This window comes from Lactobacillus sp. X-49, from assembly GCF_057063645.1.
Genome location: NZ_JBXSQM010000013.1, coordinates 1 through 20256 on the forward strand (window position 1 = coordinate 1; position 20256 = coordinate 20256).

Annotated in this window: 17 protein-coding genes and 1 pseudogene; all 18 read right to left on the bottom strand. The window is 32.4% G+C overall.

Going from position 1 to position 20256, the window contains the following annotated elements:
* Window positions 1-404 (bottom strand): annotated as a pseudogene (locus ACYIAQ_RS06850) (transposase); the annotation flags it as partial.
* 324 nt (window positions 405-728) lie between these two features.
* Window positions 729-1091 carry an HNH endonuclease gene (locus ACYIAQ_RS06855; protein WP_483563169.1) on the bottom strand — a complete coding sequence of 121 codons (363 nt, stop codon included), beginning with the start codon at window positions 1089-1091 and terminating at the stop codon, window positions 729-731.
* 724 nt (window positions 1092-1815) lie between these two features.
* On the bottom strand, window positions 1816-3036 hold the full coding sequence (locus ACYIAQ_RS06860) for an MrcB family domain-containing protein (RefSeq protein WP_483563168.1): 1221 nt from the start codon (window positions 3034-3036) through the stop codon (window positions 1816-1818).
* A gap of 6 nt (window positions 3037-3042) precedes the next feature.
* A complete protein-coding gene (locus ACYIAQ_RS06865) occupies window positions 3043-4506 on the bottom strand; it encodes a hypothetical protein (RefSeq protein ID WP_483563167.1) in 1464 nt (487 codons plus the stop codon).
* Window positions 4436-5041 carry a P-loop NTPase fold protein gene (locus tag ACYIAQ_RS06870; RefSeq protein WP_483563166.1) on the bottom strand — a complete coding sequence of 202 codons (606 nt, stop codon included), beginning with the start codon at window positions 5039-5041 and terminating at the stop codon, window positions 4436-4438. The genes ACYIAQ_RS06865 and ACYIAQ_RS06870 overlap by 71 nt, the downstream gene beginning before the upstream one ends.
* Window positions 5042-5646: 605 nt before the next feature.
* Window positions 5647-6330 (bottom strand): MarR family winged helix-turn-helix transcriptional regulator, encoded by a 684-nt coding sequence (locus ACYIAQ_RS06875; RefSeq protein ID WP_483563165.1) that lies wholly within the window; start codon window positions 6328-6330, stop codon window positions 5647-5649.
* A 93-nt stretch (window positions 6331-6423) separates the two neighbouring features.
* Entirely contained in the window at window positions 6424-6879 is a 456-nt protein-coding gene (locus ACYIAQ_RS06880; protein WP_483563164.1) for a SprT family protein, read from the bottom strand.
* On the bottom strand, window positions 6879-7577 hold the full coding sequence (locus ACYIAQ_RS06885; protein WP_483563163.1) for a glycosyltransferase family 32 protein: 699 nt from the start codon (window positions 7575-7577) through the stop codon (window positions 6879-6881). The genes ACYIAQ_RS06880 and ACYIAQ_RS06885 overlap by 1 nt, the downstream gene beginning before the upstream one ends.
* A gap of 1 nt (window position 7578) precedes the next feature.
* The gene (locus ACYIAQ_RS06890; protein WP_483563162.1) at window positions 7579-9009 is read right to left on the bottom strand and encodes an oligosaccharide flippase family protein; all 1431 of its coding nucleotides are present in this window, start codon (window positions 9007-9009) and stop codon (window positions 7579-7581) included.
* A gap of 9 nt (window positions 9010-9018) precedes the next feature.
* Window positions 9019-10158, bottom strand: a complete 1140-nt coding sequence (locus ACYIAQ_RS06895) for a CDP-glycerol glycerophosphotransferase family protein (RefSeq protein ID WP_483563161.1) — start codon at window positions 10156-10158, stop codon at window positions 9019-9021.
* Between the two features lie 379 nt (window positions 10159-10537).
* Window positions 10538-11473: a helveticin J family class III bacteriocin gene (locus ACYIAQ_RS06900; RefSeq protein ID WP_483563160.1), complete on the bottom strand. Its 936-nt coding sequence runs from the start codon at window positions 11471-11473 to the stop codon at window positions 10538-10540.
* Between the two features lie 298 nt (window positions 11474-11771).
* Window positions 11772-12425, bottom strand: a complete 654-nt coding sequence (locus tag ACYIAQ_RS06905; protein ID WP_122017866.1) for an amino acid ABC transporter permease — start codon at window positions 12423-12425, stop codon at window positions 11772-11774.
* A 15-nt stretch (window positions 12426-12440) separates the two neighbouring features.
* The gene (locus tag ACYIAQ_RS06910) at window positions 12441-13079 is read right to left on the bottom strand and encodes an amino acid ABC transporter permease (RefSeq protein WP_122022693.1); all 639 of its coding nucleotides are present in this window, start codon (window positions 13077-13079) and stop codon (window positions 12441-12443) included.
* Window positions 13076-13891 carry a glutamate ABC transporter substrate-binding protein gene (locus tag ACYIAQ_RS06915; RefSeq protein ID WP_122017864.1) on the bottom strand — a complete coding sequence of 272 codons (816 nt, stop codon included), beginning with the start codon at window positions 13889-13891 and terminating at the stop codon, window positions 13076-13078. The genes ACYIAQ_RS06910 and ACYIAQ_RS06915 overlap by 4 nt, the downstream gene beginning before the upstream one ends.
* An 11-nt stretch (window positions 13892-13902) precedes the next feature.
* A complete protein-coding gene (locus ACYIAQ_RS06920; protein WP_483563159.1) occupies window positions 13903-14640 on the bottom strand; it encodes an amino acid ABC transporter ATP-binding protein in 738 nt (245 codons plus the stop codon).
* Between the two features lie 258 nt (window positions 14641-14898).
* Complete coding sequence (locus ACYIAQ_RS06925) at window positions 14899-17568, bottom strand: calcium-translocating P-type ATPase, PMCA-type (protein WP_483563158.1); 2670 nt, start codon at window positions 17566-17568, stop codon at window positions 14899-14901.
* A gap of 177 nt (window positions 17569-17745) precedes the next feature.
* Window positions 17746-18918, bottom strand: coding sequence for a nucleoside transporter C-terminal domain-containing protein (locus ACYIAQ_RS06930; RefSeq protein WP_483563157.1), 1173 nt, complete (start codon window positions 18916-18918; stop codon window positions 17746-17748).
* 10 nt (window positions 18919-18928) lie between these two features.
* On the bottom strand, window positions 18929-20125 hold the full coding sequence (locus ACYIAQ_RS06935) for a metallophosphoesterase (RefSeq protein ID WP_483563156.1): 1197 nt from the start codon (window positions 20123-20125) through the stop codon (window positions 18929-18931).
* Between the last annotated feature and the right edge of the window lie 131 nt (window positions 20126-20256).

Genomic DNA, 20256 nt, shown 5'->3' on the forward strand with positions numbered 1-20256 from the left:
GCATCTTTTTTAATTAAGCCTTCTGCCTGCAGGAGGTTAGTAAAATAGACAAAAGACTGTTTAATTAACTGATTGGCATGTTTACTAGACCTAAAGTTATTGATTGTGTGGTATGAAATATGCTTGCCGCCAGCAATTAATCATCATTGGCAAATTTCCCTCTAGCATCCGTTCAATCTTTCTGCCAGAGAAAACTCTCGTCTAGAATAAGCAAAAAGCAAAATTTTAAACATCATAGCTGGATAATATGCTGGCCGACCAGTAACTAACTTGTCTTCTAATAGTACTTTGTCAGGAATAGAATCAACAAAAGTGCTAATAACCTGAGCAAGATAATTTTTAGGAATAGAAAAATCTAAATTGAGTGTTAAAGCAGTTTGACCTGCGATATAATTTTGATACATGAAAAGCCCACCTTTTTATTTTTGGTACTGAATTAATAATATCAAGGCAAAAATGTATATGAAAAATCCGCTAGAACTTAAAGGTTCTAACGGATTTTTTGCTTGTTAGTGTCTAGTTTTTTTCCAGACTCTTTTTTATTATGGAGATGAGGAAAATTTTACAATGATAGCCAATAATTTGAGGCTTAAAACATGATAAAATCAACATTTTTATAATTGTGAGTCATAATTAATTTTAAAAAGTTAGTCCAAACTTTTCGAATTTTATTGATAAAAATAATACTCTCAGTAAGAGCACTTTATATTTAACTACTACGTTTAAAATCAATGCTTACATTTTGCTTTACAATAATTTTTATTACTTCTAATAAGCTCAGTCCATTGAAATTTTGTGATTATTTGTAATTGACTATTATCAAAAATATGTTCAAGGCTTTGTTTAATTCCATTACAACATTTACAAAGTGTCCATAGATTTGTTTCATCACACCACTGATCTGTTGGAAGTAATCTGCGAGGAACTATGTGATCAACGTTAAATTTGATAGTTTCGTTATACTTTTTGCCACAAATCTGACAAGTATTATTATCTCTTTCAATACATGAATTTTTTGTATTTTTCCATTTTGAACTACGATAGAATTTTTCTGCACTATTACAATTACATGGGACATCTTTAAAACTCATTTAAAATCATCTCAAAACAATCATACAAAAAACTATTCATTAAAGCTAGTTTGTTTGAGGTTAATTAATCAGTCCTTATGGAATAAGAATGTGCTATTTTTAATATAGAGTCATTAAGCGCTGATATTAACAGCATTTTTGAGATAATTGCTCGTCAAAATGCAAAATAGAGGCCATGGTTATGCCTCATTTTTCCTAATACCATTCAAGAAAGATTGGAGTTTCCCTATGCTGCTGATCATGTTACCAAAGTCTTGGTCGCCGAACCTGTACTCCCTTTGTCCTCTTGTCCTAATTGTCAAGCTACTTTAGTCCACAACGATCATTACGGCTTTATCTATCCTTAGATGCTTCTAAACCCTTGTTGCTTGAACTACCGTCTATATTGTTCAAATTTCCGTCATTCTTTTATGACAAATAGTTCCATAGTTGATAAGTATGTTTTATTACTAATCCTGTAAAACAAAAAGTAATTCACGATTTAACCGCTGACCGCTCCTTTAATCAATTGCACGTACAGCCTACGGTTATCGTAATCTTAGTAATCTGACTACAAAGATTATGTTAGAAGTAAAAAATGTTGTCCTAAAAGAAAATACTTTAAGCATGACTACTTAGAGTGCATATAATTCATTATTTATCTTCATCAACAGGATTTGACAAAGAGCCAATAAAATTAGACATAGATCTATCTTTTCTGTTGCAGTTTATGTAGTAATAATTTTTATAATAAAGTTCCTTGATAATTTATTGGATCTAAGTGAATACTTGAACATTCATCTAAAGGGCCAGAAATACAATAATATTTAAAACTTAATTTGTGCTTTTTGTTTACATTATACAGTCGTAACAAAATAAATTGTTTTCCATATTTCTTTGATGCATCTAACTCATTCCTTGATAAATAAAAAGGTTGGACTATAGAACCACTAGTAGTTTTAACTTCTATATACAAAGTTTGACCATTTTCATCTTTTGATTGAATATCATAGCCAGCTCCATCTCCTTGATCAACAGAAACATGAATTATACCATCTGTGGTTCCAAGATGTTTTTTTGCCCATTGCTTTTCATATTCAAAAACAATTTTCTCACCTAAAAATCCCAATTTTGAATTTTGCTTTTCTTTAGCCTGATAATCTATTTGCTTTTTAATTTTAACTACATTTTCTGTATTAGTGTTATATGTTAACTTATTATCTTCAACTAAATTTACTTTATCCAAATTATCAGAAACATACTTTATAAAATTAGAAGTTTCAATCTGCTTAATTTTACTTTTTGCCCTTTTTATCTCTGATGAACTATCATTGATTCTTAAAATATAATTTACTGTTTCATCTATATTATTAACAGAATATAATTTTGCTTTTAGCTCCTCATACAATATTAGCATTTTACGCAAATCATCCAGCAATTTATCATTAGATGGAAAACTGTCTTTTTTATATTCAAAAGCAAAGATATTTCCCTTTTCATATCCTTTAGCTAAATGTGTGTCATTAACAGTAGACTGATCAAGTAGGTTAATATTTCCTATCATGTCTTTGTCAATTAAAGTTAAATTTTCACAAAAATAATTTGATACTAACTGTATCTTTTTCAAAGCATCCTTTCTACCATACCTTTTAGTAAAAAAAGTATAGCCTTGATTTAAGGACAAATAAACTTTATTCATATTTGCCGAAAACAAGTATACAATATCAAATCCGCGTTCTGCAGTAGTGGTAATATCTTTATCAAAAATTGCTAACCATGGAATTAATGCCCATTTACTTTGTCCGGCGGAACCTCTCAGTTGAATAGAAGAAGAAAGCATACTTTTATCTATACAATTTTTTAAATCATTTCTTATTGATCCAGCTAATTTATTTCCTTTAAATTGTTTTTTACTTTCAGTTTTATATTGGCTTAGAATTGTTTCTAGTAATTTTTGTAAATTCATAATTATCTAACTCCAAAAATTCAATTTTTCAAGTTTACTATAAACTACTTTATAATATTTCTGACCATTATAATCAAAATTTAGAGCATCAAGATCCGAAAATTTATATTTTTCTACTTCTTCTTTTGGACACCCTTCTAAATATACCTTCCAAAAAGCTGAATATTCTGTATCTTTTAACTGTTCTATCGAACTTACTTTTGATTTAAAATTCGCCATTTTTGTTGGATTAATCGGACCATCCAACCAATAACGATAACCTAAACAAATTATTAAAGCCTCTGCATCATAATCTTTTTCCCCGAAACTTTTTGGATCTGAAATTTTTTTAGCTTTTTGCTTATACTGCTCTTGAACTTTTTCTTCATAGATAACAGACATTGAACGACCACTATATTTATCAAGTGTTCCATATAAATCTAAACAAGATCTCAAATAATACCATTTCTCAGTAATCGAAATTGTACAATTAATTTCTTTTGCAATGCCATCAATCCAGTTTTCAAATTTTTTAATTGCTTCCTCAGAAGAAATTCCTGTTCCCATTACCAAAGAATTTGTATTTAAACTTTTATTTTTCAAGTCTGCTTCCAGATAATCGGAAAATATTTGTTTTTCTTTTTGTTGAAATACATATTTTAACAATTGATTAGGCTCATAACGTATTTCAGAGAGCATAACTTTAATTGCTACTACTTCCAAATTTTTTTGGATTTCACTATATTTTTCGTTATCCATATTTTTAACATATACAAAAAATTCTTTATATGATGACATAGCCTGACTTGTACTATCATCTTTAATTTTAAAAAGCTTACCCAATCTATTTTCATCATATACATAGTTTTCAAATTCAATTATAGAATAATTACTGGCAAGCTCATTTATATAATAAACTGCACTATTATTAACAAAATCAGGAGGATTGCTTTTTCTTTTCTGAAACAAGGACATTATATAATTTTCAATCTTTGTTTCAATTATCGAAGTATCTACTTTTCCCTTGTCTTTATTGATACCAGCACTACCACTTTCTTTGAGTCGCGCTAGTATTTCTTTTTTTTCAGAAATATAATTAGGATCAATTAATTTTTGATAGAATTCTCTTTTAAACAGGTACAAGTATATCACCAGTAATTCTTGATCAATTTGAACATGAAATTTTTTTCTTTGATTATAAAACTCATTTTCCACATAAAACAAATATTGATTTGCATCCCTAGCAGTAAGCTTATCTGAAACAAATAAATCAGCGATAGCATAAAAATCGAATTTTAATTTCAATCTTTTTCTTATTTTATTTTCTATATTTATTGATATATTTTCAGAGTTTAGCAAATAAGGTATAGTTATTTTCTGATCAATTATTTTTCTAAGGTAACTTTCCTCAACATTTATATTATCTAAATCTCCACCAAATATAATTCGAGTTTTTTGAATGAATAGAGTTAAAAAGCATATAGAGTTCACTTTGCATGTTATCAGTTAATCTATCAAAATCATCAATGACAAGTACTTTAGGTTTTTTCTTAGACTTTAAAGAACGTAAAGACCAACGCATTAAAATACTATCAATATCAACCCATTTACTTTTTATAAAGTTACCTAAAGTTGTTAAGATAGTCACTATTGTAGTGCTAAGCAGTAACCATGTACTATCATGGATATTCCTAAATGTTCCAACATATGCAAGAGCACAACTTCCAATAATAGATAAAAAGATCAATATCCAATAAATAGATTCCAAAATTGGCGACCATTTAGAATGAACTACTCTAAATAGGTTTTTCGAAAATGAATTTTTATTTCTAGGCTCCCATAAATTTAAAAATATAAACTTAAAGTTATCATTAAGATTTGTTAATTGCTTCTCCACTTCTTTTAGATATTCTGTTTTTCCACTTCCCCACTTACCTTGAAGAAAATAAGTTTTAGGATATTTTATTATTTGCTTAGCCAAATTTTTAGCTTGTGCACTTGTATCTATATGATCAATTTTTAACATTTGCAGCACTTTTTCTAATCAACTCTATTATTAATTACTTAAATTATATTACCTTATACCACGTCTTCACAACTGAACATCTAAAAAAGTTAGCGTCAACTTTTTGTGGGTAATAAATTTTTAGCCTTAACCTACTGCTATTAGTAGCTTGACAGTTAGGACAAGAGGATAAAGGGAGTACAAGTTCAGCGACCAAGACTTTGGTAACATGATCAGCAGCATAGTAAAAACGATAAAAAAAAGATTAGGATCTTTAATATCAAGTAAAAGTTTAGTAGAATAGTTATCAATAGAGGACATAGGGAAAACTCCAATCTTTCTTGAATGGTATTAGGAAAAATGAGGCGCAATCATGGCCTCTATTTTTGTATAAAAAATATCCTGTTAAAGAATACCACAAGGTATCCATCAACAGGATAAAGTGTACAACCTTTATTTTAAGTAATAAGTAGGTTTAAAGATTAACTGAATATAAAGAATTTATTTAACACAAGTACGCTTGGCCTTAACAGCGTATTTTTTTGCCTGAAAAACTGCTATAACTCCTATCAAGCAAAAAAAGCTAGATTATCATGCGCTTTGCACATCACAACCCAGCTTTACTTTTAATCTTCTTTATCATCTTTTCCCCAAAACTTTTTCCAAAAGTCTTTGTCATATTGATTCATTCGTTCCCCTGAACAATACCCATCTTTAAAACCATGGTGATTAAATTGACAGTGAAAACCATTAGAATTACGTTCCGACATCCGATGACGAATAGTTTCAATTTCTTCCTTTGAAAATTCATGATGTACTGCACTACGCCATTGTCTAAATGCCTTCATCCGAAAAGTCGGATCAACAAATTTTTGGGCTTGATGCTTAAAGTCATCATCCCAGCCATTAGCAATTTTTTCTAATTTTCGACTAACCTCAATTTGTTCCTCCTCACTCAAGCCAGAGAAAAATGATGAAGTATCATATTCTTGACTTGTTTTTTCTAATTTTTCAGCTTCTGTTTTACCTAGCGCGGTCAAATAAACACGTTTTACCCTTTTATCATTTTCATCAGTATTACGTACTATATAACCTTTAATTTCCATCTTCTTAAGCAGTTCTGCTAGGGAACCCGGTTTTAGAGCTAAAATTTCTGCTAAATAATTCTGAGTTAATCCATCTTCAAGCTTAAGAACTGCTAGAACACGTTTCTGTCCGGAAATTGGCTGTTCGCCTTTAAACATGTAATAGCGGCCGGCCCGCATAATAAAATAAAGTTGTTTCATTAAATTATCACTTGTTTGACTCATTATAAAATCTCCTTTTTCATTTAGTTAGGTACCTAATTTTATAATTAAATTATAGTTTCTTAATAAATACATTGTCAAACAAAATCATACAAATTATTTAAGAGTAAGTTGAATTAATTTACCACCACAGTTTCCACAAACATAGCGCCTTAAATTGATCCGGCGCACTCGCATAAAGTTTTGTCCACAATCCTGACAAAAATAAGCATAATGCACTTTTTTCGTATGCCGTAATCCAATATCAGGAGTAAACTGATAACCACCTACTTGATTAAGTAAAACTTTAAAATCACGGTCTCGATGGCGGTATCCTTTGCCAGCTAGATGAAGGTGATAATGAGTTAATTCGTGCTTGATAATCCCAATTAATTCATCATGATATTCTGGTAGCAAAAAATGGGCATTAATTTCCAAATGATGATCGTTTAAATGGTAGCGTCCTCCGGTTGTGGTCATTCGGTAATTAATTTTAACTTGATGTAAAAATCTTTGTCCAAAAAACCTAAGAGAAATCTCTTTGACCAACTGTTCTAATTCACACTGTGTCATTATCTTAAAAGCCTAGCATAAAGTGATGCTTCTTTTGGTGTTTTAATTCTTGCCTTAAGTGCCGTTACAAGTTTGCGCTTTAGCGGCTTTTCTCCCTCCATCCAAGTTCCAGTAAAAACATGAATTGTTTTCGAAGCTGCTGATGGATTGCATAAAACACCGTCAGGATAGAGGTGAATACCATGTTTCAGCATTTGCTCTTGATTATTTGGTTGCGCACCGTACTTAGTTTTTAAAATTGTAGAAACAGAGAGAGTATTCACACCGGCAAGCTGATTGCCACAATCAAATGCAAAGTTACGATTATCATAATAATCAACCATATCTTTAAGAAGCGGATGCTTTTTTTCAGCACCAAAAACCGCAGTAAACGGATTGTCCTTGTTTTCAAACCCAACAAAAGCACGATCACCAAGTAACTCTTTCAGATTGTCTAAGACCAAAACGTCAGTATCAAGATAAATACCACCATATTCATAAACGGCTTTGGCACGAATATAATCAGATACAAAGGCCCACTTTTTTGCCTGATAAGCTTGCTCAATATACTTATTTTCATGAAGATCAAAATTATCTTCAGACCATTCTATAAATCGATAATCTTGTAAATGTTTATGCCACGTTTTCATGCAACGTTGAATATTTTTGGGTTTCGGATTCCCGCCAACCCAAACATAGTGAATAATTTTGGGAATCATTTTAACTTCTCCTAAAAAATTTTTTGAACAATATTATGATATCCTGATTAAAATCAAGCTTCATCAAAAACATCAAAGTAAAATATAAGCAAGCCATAATAATTGATCTTATTGCCATATTTAAGAAAACTGATGTCACAATTTGTGGTATAACCATTCCAACTATTAGCACAATCACAGAAATTAAAAAATATTTGGGAACTTCTCTAAAAGAGTATTTAAAATCATACCCATCGCGTACAATCCATAACCGCAAAATTAAAACAATCAATTCGGTCGCTAATATGGCAATCATCGCGCCCGTGGCTCCATAATAGCGATCAAGAAAATAACTCAAAATTACTTCCAAAATTGCGCCAACAATTACTGGTAAGGCATAGTCTTGATCACGATGATTAGCAAGTGCAAACTGATTGGCAAAGACTCCACCCATCGGAATCATAATAATTGTTAATGAAAAAAAGAACATTAGTGATGTCATTGGAATATACTTAGCACCAAAGAAAAATGGAACAAATTCTTTTGTATTCGCCATAATAATTACTGCAAACAAGGTTCCTAGCATTACAGTCGCTTCCAGTGATTTTTTTAAAATTATTCGTTGTTCTGCCTTACTCTCACTTGCCATTTTGGGCATAATAACTAAGGAAATACTGGTAACAATCCCTAACACCATGTTTGAAATTCGCTGTGAATTATCATAAAAAGCAACTTGAGTGGAATTTTGAAACAACCCGAGAATCGGTTTATCAAGTGATGTATAAACTTGCGTTGCTATTTGAGGAATCAATAAAGTAATGATTGCCTTAATTGTTGTCTGAAACTGATAAAAATGTTTAATCGGTACACCAATATAACGATGGATATCAAACCAAAAAACAAAGGATCCCAGCATCGTTGAAATAGACATTATCAACATATATTTCCAAAGGTCGTCTGGCTTTTTTACCCATAATAAAATTAGCACAACAGAAACCAGCTTAACAGCTGTGTTCTTTAAAACCACTCGTCCAAATTCCGCTAATCCTTGAAAAAACCACGATATATCAACCTGTGCTGAAATTAAATATGGAACCATTAATAATAAGTAATTACAATATTTAATGTGGAAAAAACTTACGGCTGTAATTAGAAATACAATTGTCACTACGCCAGCAATTGCTTGAAAATACCACAATCCCCAAAACGCATCTGTCAAATCTTTTTGATTGCCGCAAGAGCGCACTTGTGAAATAGTTCTCATTCCAATATATGACACAGATAGAGTACAAAAAATCATCAAAAATTGCACGATATTGTTCACATTACTATAAATACCATATGTTTTAGGACCCAAAATTCTTGACAGATAGGGTACCGTAATTAGCGGAACTAAAACGAGAAAGATCTGATAAATAGCATTATATAAAATATTTAAAAAAGTTCGTTTCACAACTTTCCTCTAATCTTTAGTCATCATCTTAAAAATGGCATCGCAAGCCGAAACGCCTTGAACCTGATTTGTTAAATTATACCAATAATGTCGTTTTGTTTGATAATTATTGGGAGCAGATAAAGCAGCTACCAACTCTTTTTGACTTTTAACACACGGTCCTGGAACTACCTTAGTGTAAGGACCTATTAGCAGTCCCCGTTTCTTTTGATACTGTGCCAAAAAATTAGTAATAAAAATTATAGGGCGATCAAACGCAAGATAATCAAAATAAATCGAAGAAAAATCGGTAATTAAAAATGAAGTAGAACCAAGAAGTTCATACAAATCACATTCATGTTCAAACAAATAATCATCATTGAGGAAGGCAATTTGGGAATATTGACTAGTAAAATTTCCGACTAGCTTCTGCTCATATGGATGTAATTTAACCAATAAATATTGATGCTGCCTTTTTAAATTTTGATTTAACGACTCAATGTCAAAATCCGGTAGCGCAAAAAAATTACCTGCTTTAATTTGATTTATTATTTGACTATCTTCAAGTTCATAGCGAAATGTCGGCATATAAATCCCAATCTGAGCTTGATCATCAATTTGCTTAAATAAGTCATACAAAAGTTGCTTTTTAGTGATCATTGGATTTTTTAAGGCATCGGTACGAGGAAAGCCGACCTTCTGATACTTACTAGTATCAATTGCGCAACATGCACTCATCATAGTTTCATATAAGTCAGAACTTGAACAAACAATATCCACATTTTTTTGCCATAATTTTACGTTGCGCAGATCAGCTTTTCGATCAGTATTATTTGCCATAATACCCATTCGTTTAAGTGGAACACCATGCCAAAATTGCACATTTATTTGCCTAGAATGAATTTTAAATGGCTGATGAGTTGTTACAATAAATTTAGCCTGTCCAATCTTACGCCAAATTGAAAAGGACAAATGTGAGGAAGGCCACGGCTCTACAACAGTGACTTTATATTCCGGATGTTTTTTTTGAAGATACTTCGCAAATATATAACCATTCGATCCAGATCGACCAGCACCATTCAAGATAACGACACTTTTGTTATTGATGCGCGTAAAGCGAGCAACTAGTTTCATTAGGTTTAAATATAGACGAAACAAAAATTTTTTCATTAATAAACTTTCCCAATCTTTATTCTAATTCCAAATTATAAGAAACAACAGACTTAACTCAAGCTTTTTAATGTTGCTTATTACTTTTTTAGCAATTGTAAACTAGTATGGCATGATTCAGATGTAATCTTCAAAATCATTGAATGTTTTAATTACCAGATTCTAATAGTATTGTCTATTTACTACTATATTACCCAAAAAAACAAAAGATGAAATACTAGAAAAACATTTTTTATATTTACTACAGTTGTAAGTCTTTAAATTGTTAAATTTATCAAAACCAGTTTTTTAACTTTCTTAATTAAAAGATACTTACTGAGTTAATAACAAACAGAACCAAATCTATTAGATCTAGTTCTGTTTGTTATAGTCCAATTTATTACCACCGAACTCGATAAATACGACTTCTCGTTGTAGTCCCAGCAGAATTATGATATGAAATTGTCAGGTATAAATCATTTTGAGCAATTACTTGGATACTTTCAAGCTCCGTTGCATAGCCTGGAATATCAATATCTGCATTATCAAAATCTAAAATTTCCCACTCACGCATATTTGATTGCCCCCAAACACCCCACGGCATTTTAATAATTCTTCTTGGCTTTTTACTGACGCCACCTTTTACTGGACCATACTCACTTGAAATATAAACATTATTATTATCATCCAAATCAAACCCTTGTAATGAGCCAATTTTACTCTTAGCAGTAATATGCTTAATATAAAATTCACTTAAATATGGTATTTCGCCCAAATTAACATAACTACCATCTGTATCATCGATAGCCTGATTAATCTCGTTTAAATCATATAAAATAAAATATCCATTATCACCTTTAATAAGATTATCTTTTTTTCGATCAACTGTAGCTAACAGAAAAGTTTTATATTGCGGTGAAATTGCCGCATCAAATCTTAGAAAGTCTTTTCCCGTGAACCTACTAAACTCATCTATTCCACTAGTATCATCAACTTTTAACCCCCGTCCGGCTCGGTTAAGATAAGCGAGTCGAGAAAATTCTGTATTACTAAAATGTTGATTTTTAGAAGGAATTTCCACTCTTGCAAGTTGTGTAGACCAGCCAGCTTGATTTTTTTTAGTACCAATAAACCATTTGCTTTTTTGATTAGCATACATAAATGTCTGTGTATGACCACCCGCAATTTTTGATGCACTGAAAACTTTTTTAAAAATAGGATAGCGACGTTTTTTTGCACGATAGACATAATTATGCGGGTCGTGTTGATTGTTATATTGCAAAGCATACACATACTTACTGCCGATATTGCCTTTTTGAATAACGTTATTATGCAAACCTTGAAATTTGTTAAAAATTTCATTAACAATTGTTAATGAGAACTCCGAATTGTCGAGTTTAATTGTGGCTCCCTCTTTTCTAAAAGAAACATCATCGCAAATGCAAGCAAATCTATCGCCTACTCTAAACTAGTTCTTGATGCTTTTGCTAAAAGGATTGATTAATTTAATTATAATACCCACTAATTATAACCTTACCCTTTGATTATTAGTAATCTCTAGCAGTAGCTTCTGCCATTCAAATAAAACAAATAAGGCTTTTACCTTAACAGCAAAAGCCTTATTTGTTTTATTATTATGTTAAATGTCTACCAATTATATTACCTATAACTGAAAGAGTAAAACAAACAATGAAATACAGCACTGCTAATGCAGCAAACATTGGCAAAATATAATTAGCATTTTGGCCATATATTACTTGTGCATGCTGCATCATTTCTGGAACCACAATAATCGTTGCTAATGATGTATCCTTAATCAAAGAAACAAATTGACTAATAATTGTTGGAATCATATTTTTATAAGCCTGTGGCAAAATAATATGCCATAATGCTTGGACAAACGACATCCCCGTTGAACGAGCGCCTTCCATTTGACCACTAGATACAGAATCAATTCCTGAACGAACAATTTCTGCAATCATACTAGATTCAAAAATTGTCATCGCAATAATTGCTGCAGGAATTGTTTCCGGCCTTAGTCCAAAGTTTGGTAATCCAAAATAGGTAAAAAAGATTATCAATAATAATGGAACATTACGAATAATATCAATAATAAACCCAACTATTTTTGATAAATATTTAATCTTAGAATAGCGAATAATTCCTAAAATTGAACCCAAAATAAAACTTAGAATAACCGATATCACGGAAATATATATAGTTACCCAGAGGCCCATCAATAAAAAGCGTAAATTAAGCCATGTAAAAGCATTAATCCAATTTTGCATTTGACTGCACCTCCTCTAAGCTAATTTCTTTTCTAGATGTTGCATATAGTAACTAATTGGTAGGGTAATAATCAAATATAATACTCCAACTACCAAATAGCTGTTAATTGTATCAAAAGTTGTTGATGCAATCGCATTTGCTTGATACATTAAGTCAAAACCTGCAACAAAAGCTAGTACTGAGGAATTTTTAACTAGATTAACAAATTGATTGCCTAAAGGCGGGATAACAATTTTGAATGCCTGCGGAAGGATAATATATCTCATTGCCTGCCAATAGGTCATCCCTGTTGAACGGGCCCCTTCCATTTGACCGCCTGAAACTGATTGAATTCCTGAGCGAATTGTTTCAGCAATGAATGCTGATGTGTACAGTGTTAGCCCAATTGTTCCTGCGGTAAATCCATTTACTTTAACGACATACATTGGAATAACCAAATAAAAAAACATCGTAATTACAAGCAAGGGGATATTTCGCATAATTTCAACATATGAACGTCCGATTATTCGTGCTACTCGGTTGGGAACCACTTCCATTATTGCAAAAATTGTACCTATGACTAAACTAAAAAACAATGCAATAATACTAGATAACACAGTCCAGCCTAATCCTACTAACAACTGATTGCTAAATTTAGAAAATATATTGATCATTGGCGATACAGCTCCTTATAATTAAATCCCGGAACATCGCCAAACCACTTTTTAATCAAGTGATTGTATTCACCACTATGCTGCATTTCAAGAACTGCTTTATCCACAGCCTTGGTGAATGAGGTTTGTCCCTTATTAACTGCAACTCCATACGGCTCAACAGTGAAAGTGCCACCGCGAACTTCATACCCAGGATTTTGAACTGCCAATCCAAATAAAATACCATTATCAGTTGTTAATGCATCACCCTGATGTGATTTCAGAGCATTCATTGCTTGAGCATAATCTTGAAGTTCAATTACCTTTGCTTTAGGTGCAACTTTCTTTATATTCTGGACCGAATTTGCACCAACAACACCAATGACCGTCTTACCATTAAGATCCTTGGTACCTTTTATTTTTGAATCCTTAGGGACTAATAATGATTGACCAGCATCAAAATATGAATTTGAAAAAGAGATTACTTTTTTGCGTTCTGGAGTAATCGACATGGTTGCAATTACTGCATCAACATTACCATTTTTAAGTAAAGGTATTCTTGATTGAGAAGTTGTAGTTACGAACTCTGCTTTACCATCTGGTCCCAAAATATGTTTAGTGATATGTTTAGCCATATCAACATCAAAGCCTTTTTGTTCACCATCTTTAACGTCAACTAGCCCAAATAATTTCACATCACCTTTGACACCCCAGGTAATTGTTTTGGTTTGTTGCACACTATTTAAAACAGATTGATCATTCATCTTTTGACCACAACCTGTCAAAAATAGTACCCAAAACATTAGCGGAAATAGCCAAAATTTCTTTTTCATACTTGGCCTCCTTAATGTGAAATGATTTTACTTAGAAATTGTCGTGCTCGTTCCGTTTTCGGATGCTTGAAAAAGCTATCACTATTATCATCTTCAACTATGGTGCCTTTATCCATAAAAATTACCCGATTGGCAACTTCTTTTGCGAAACCCATCTCGTGTGTCACTATTAATGATGTCATCCCGCTTTCACTTGTAACCTTTTTAATGACTTGTAAAACGTCATCAATCATCTCAGGATCAAGTGCGGATGTTGGTTCATCATATAAAATTAATTTTGGCTTCATTGCTAGCGTTCGGGCAATGGCCACACGTTGCTTTTGCCCACCAGAAATTTGTGATGGCATATTGTGTGCCCATTTCTCTAAACCAACCATTTCAAGAAGCTCCATGGCTTGCTTTTTGTTTTCTTCTTCAGGTATATGACTAACAATTCTTGGCGCCAACATAATATTCTCTAATACGTCTTTATTTTTATACAAATTAAAGTGCTGGAATACCATGCCAACATCACTACGTAGAATATTTAAATTAGTTTTAGGATCAGACAAATCGTGGCCATTAACTATCAATTTACCTTTTTGAATTGATTCAAGACCGTTTACAGTACGTACCAAAGTGCTTTTACCAGAACCTGAAGGTCCAATTAAAACCACCGTTTCACCTTGATCTATCTCTAAGTTAATGTCGTGTAATGCGTGAAAATGGCCATAATATTTTTGCACATCGTGGAATTCTATCATCGACACTGTTATCGCCCCTTTCATAGTCAATACAAATTTAAAAACTAAGTATTTAGTAAATTCTACTATAATCTATTAAGAACTTTAAAAAATAAGCTCAATTTTAACAAAAAATTATATGTAATACACAAAAAAATTTATAAAAAACGTTTAAACAGTACTTCTAAAAAACAGCCAGAACATTATTTACGGCTATACTAAACGATCTTAAGAAAAAGCACTGTTTTAAAATTCACATCAAAACAGTACTTTTTTTAGGTATATTTAATTTTTATCAGCTAGTCGTTGAGAAAACTTTACAATTTCTACGATCACAATCATGCAAACTCCAGCAAATAAGACAATTAACCATTGAGTGGCATTCAATTCAGTTACATCAAAGAATTTAGTCATAAACGGCAATTCAACGGCAGCCATTACAATTGCTGAAATCAGAATAGCCCAATTAAACCACTTATTAGCAAAAATATTCGTATTAAAGATTGATTGATGAATATACTTAGAATTAACTGCATGAAATAATTGAATTAATCCTAAAGTAAGAAACGCCATCGTCAGTGCATCTGCATGTTGCAAATTTTCATTGCCAGTATGCGGGCCAAAATTTAGTCCTAATTGGTAAGTTATTAAAACAAGGATACCTTCTAAAATACCTTGATAAATAATCGAACTCGAAACGCCCCCGCTAAAGAAGTTTGATTTTTTCCCCCGTGGCATTCGCTTCATAATTCCCTTCTCAACGGGTTCTAGCCCCAACGCAATCGCTGGCAATGTATCTGTTACTAAGTTAATCCATAATAATTGCACCGGTGCTAAAATGTCCCATCCTAACATTGTCATCATGAAGACAGTTAAGACTTCACCAACATTACAACTCATTAAATATAAGATCGCTTTTTGAATATTACTGAAAACTTTACGCCCCTGCTTGACTGCCTCAACAATTGTCGCAAAATTATCGTCAGCCAAAATCATATCACTGGCACCTTTAGATACTTCTGTCCCAGTAATCCCCATGCCAATACCTATATCTGCTTGCTTTAAGCTAGGAGCATCATTAACACCATCACCAGTCATTGCCACAATTTTTCCCCGAGCCTGCCAAGCTTTAACTATTCTTACTTTATGTTCTGGTGATACTCGTGCATACACACTAAAGTCTGGCACATGTTGCTCTAAGTAGTTATCACTAAACTCATCTAATTGACTACCTGTCACAACTTGTTCATCTTGGCCAGGCTTTAAAATTCCCAACCTTTCAGCAATTGCTTGAGCAGTTACCTGAAAATCTCCAGTTATCATAATAGTTCTAATTCCGGCTTGATGAGCTTCGATAATAGCCTCTTTTGCTTCTGGTCTTTCAGGATCAATCATTCCTACTAAACCAGCAAAAACCAAATCTTGCTCAACATTATTAGTTGTAGGTTCTTCATAAAGTTGATCAACTTTTTTATAAGCCAAGCCTAAAACACGTAACGCCTTTTGAGCCATCTCCTTATTACGAGTTAAAATCAATTGTTTTTGTTTTTGAGTAATTGGAACAATCTGCCCATTTTGTTCAACTTGCGTCACGCGCTCAAGTAATTGATCAGGAGCACCTTTTACTGCAACCAAATATTGTTCATCGTCTTGATTAATAGTACTCATCAACTTGCGGCTTGAATCAAATGGCACTTCTTGTCTTCTCTTGTGTTTCTTTAATAATTCAGGTACTGCAATCTGATGATCAATCGCGTATTGAATCAAAGCTGTTTCTGTCGGATCACCAAGCAATGTATTACTATCATCTAATTTTGAATCATTTGCTAATATCATCACCATTAGTGCATGATTAGATTCTTCAATTTTTTGAGTAGCTGTATGCTGTTGATTATCATAAAATACTTGCTCAACCGTCATTTTATTTTGAGTTAATGTACCAGTCTTATCAGAACAAATAATATCGGTTGCTCCTAAGGTTTCAACTGCAGGTAATTTACGCACAATTGATTTATGCTTTGCCATAACTTGTGTACCAAGAGCTAAGATAATCGTAACTATTGCTGGTAATCCTTCAGGTATGGCAGCAACAGCAAGTGAAACTGCAACTAAAAACATATCAATTGCAAGTTTATCAGTCGGTTCCGTTCCCTTTTTAGTAAAGAAACCGACCGCAAATACAACCACACAAATCAGCAAAATCATAAGTGTTAAAGTTTTACCCAATTGATTCAAGTTTTGCTTTAAAGGCGTATCAGTCTCATCAGCATTATTGAGCATTGCTGCAATTTTACCAACCTCAGTATTCATACCTGTCTGAGTAACAATTCCTTCGCCTCGCCCATACGTAACGTTTGTATTAGCAAAGGCCATATTAACTTGATCAGCTAATGCAACTTTTTTTTCATCAATTTGAGTATCCGATTTATCGACAGGTACTGATTCACCAGTCAAAGCAGATTCTTCAACCTTTAAACTTTTTGTAACCGATAAACGTAAATCAGCAGGTACAACGTCACCAGCTTCAAGTAAAACAATATCACCTGGAACCAAATCTGTACTTGGAATTTCAACAATTTGTCCATTACGCCGCACATGCGCATTGGGTGTTGCCATTTTCTTTAGCGCATTAATTGCCTCTTCAGAACGGGCTTCTTGAAACACACCAAGAACTGCATTTAAGATGACAACTACCATGATAATTGCTGCATCAGTCCACTCTCGAGCAACGAATCCCGAAAGTAAAGCAGCGATTATCAAAACGATTATCATAAAATCCTTAAATTGCGCAATAAAACGTTGCCAAATACTAATTTTTCTTTTACTGGCTAAACTATTGGGTCCATATTTTTCCCTCATTTGTTTAACCTGAATGTCAGTCAAACCTTGATTACACGAGGTGGCTAATTGTTTAGCTACTTCTTCAGTTGTTTCATTATAAAAACTTTGGGGCATTTTTGACCTCCTAATATAAAAAAAGAGACTCGTATGCCTGACACACAAGTCTCACTAATTAAGATAAGTCCAGAAGTATTTCTTCGGTTGTTGGGCTTATCGCAGGTAATGCTGTTACTCCCTTATGATTAATTTTATTATAAATAAATTTATTGTTTTTAACAAGAATAATGATAATTAAAATGAGTAAAATAGTCCCGCTAAAGCACCATTAATAATACTGACTGCCGTTGCAACCAAAAACAAACGTAAGGCATGACTTGCAATCGCCTCACCATGTTTGTCATCAACCATTGTATGCATAATTCCCAAAGTTGTTCCTAAATTTGGTAAATTGGCAAAGGAAATTAAAAATACACTTACAATTGCTTGAGTTTTTAGCGGTACAGTATTCATATTTATTTGGTTAATTGCAACAAAAATATTAGTAAAAGCCTTAGTTGCAATTACAGTACCAGCACTAACAATAGAGTGGACATCTATACCCATTAAAAATGCAATTGGAGCACATACATAGCCTATAAGAGCCGTCAACGTTTTACCGCAAACCGATTTAAAGATAATATTAACAAAGGTAATTAAAGAAACGAAACCAATAATCGAAATCGAAATATTAATTGCTAATTTAAAACCTAGATTCATGCTGTCTATCAGCCTAGTAATGAGAGATTTTTGATTCGTATTTTGAGTAGAAATTTCATAACTGACTTTTGATATATCATAGGGGGCAACGATTTTAGCAACGATAATCGAAGTAAATAGATTAAGGATTAACGCCACAATGATAAATTCGGATTTAATAATATGCATATATGAAGCAAGCATTGTCAGCGTCGTATTTGACAATGTGTAAATTGATAAAGTAAATAATTGATTAGGCGACATATCTTTCATTTGATCTTTAAATGGAACAAAGACACCATTACTTACAATCGGGTAACTTAAAATTGTAAATGCATTAATTTCATCAATATGAAATAGCTTTTTCAGTACTTTACCTACATATTTGATAATGAATGGTAAAATTCGTAGATATTGTAACAATTCAATCAATGCACAAATAAATATCAATGGCAGCAACACATCTAAGAAAAACTGTGAAGCTGCTGCTGGATTTTTTAAATTACCAAAAACAAAGTTAACTCCTTTGCTACTAGAAGCACTAATAATATTTAAGCTACTCGATAAACCCTTAATAATCCAGTCACCAACCGTTGTCTTTAATATTAAAAATAAAATTACAACTTCAGTAACAAATAAATATAAAATTGATTTATAATCAATCATTTTACGATCAAAACTGACCCAATAAAGCAACCCTAATACCAATATTATTCCAATTAATCCCATAATTTTCTCCTTAATTGTGTTGCTTCAAGTAGTGTGAATACTCATCAATAATATTATCTACAAATTGATCCGTTAAACGATATTCAGGTACATCATACGTATTAGTGAGAATAACATAATCATTGGCCCCCGGTTTATAGTTTTCTTGCTTCAAGGTCCAATTTTGCTTTGTAAATTTCTTATATTCCTGTTGATTTAAATGATAAATTCTAACGCCATATGGAATTGTAAAAGAATCAATTACCTGTTTTCTGGTTTTACCTTCTAATTTAATAAAAACTCCCATTTCATTTCTTGCAAATTTTTCTTGTAAAAATTTTATGAGGTAGTCAAGATTTAATGGTGTTTGTAGCCAAGACTGGTAGGCTTCTTCACTATAAAATTTGCCAGACTGCATAGGCAGAGTATCTGTTGCAATAACTTCTTCTTGACGAGCACTAATCTCTTTTTGATCATTAAATTCAAACGCCATATGACAAAAATAATTTCCACGATATCCTCCTTGAACAACTAAAGTTTGGTCGAGTTGTCCATGGTTAACGCGGTGTTGGTGTCCACAGCTAAACCCATCAATTCCAGGTGTATTTGTTACTAATTTAAAAGTTTCATCTTCACCAGTAGCATAATTAATTTCGTTATGGGTAGTAAGATCACGTTCAATTCCACCATGATAGCCAACCAGCACTAGATCAACTTGATCCCGTAAAATCGCAACTTGTTTTTGCAGCTCTGGTAACGCCTCTTTAACAATTAATCCTGATGTTACATCATAGTCACTAATCATAGACATTCTGCTTGTTAACAAGCCAATAACACCAACTTTAATACCTGCCACCTCTTTAATTGAAAACGGAGGAAAAAGCAACTCATCATTATCTGAAAACGCATTACAACAGACGTAATCAGCGGTTAAATGTTTAACTTGCTCTTTTAAATAACGAACACCATGATCAAAATCATGATTCCCCGGTACCATAACGTCAAAACCAACTTTGTTGGCGTACTCTACTAGCGGTGAGATTGGTAACTCATCGCAAAAAAAAGTTGTCAATGGGTTGCCGACAAAAAAGTCACCACTATCCATTAATAATGAATTAGGATATTTTTGCTTTAATCCTTGCAAAGCTAACGCTGGCGCTTGGGCATTGTTCGCAATAAAACCATGGATATCCGTTGTGGTTAACACATTAATTTTTTTAGTCATCATTTTTTCCTTTACTTTAGTATTAAAGTTAACATTTAATTAAATTCTATAATAAATCGTTCGTAAATATCAACAAAAATTTATAAAAATTACAATGTAAGATTTATTTCAAAACAAAAAGGCTAACTCCCTTA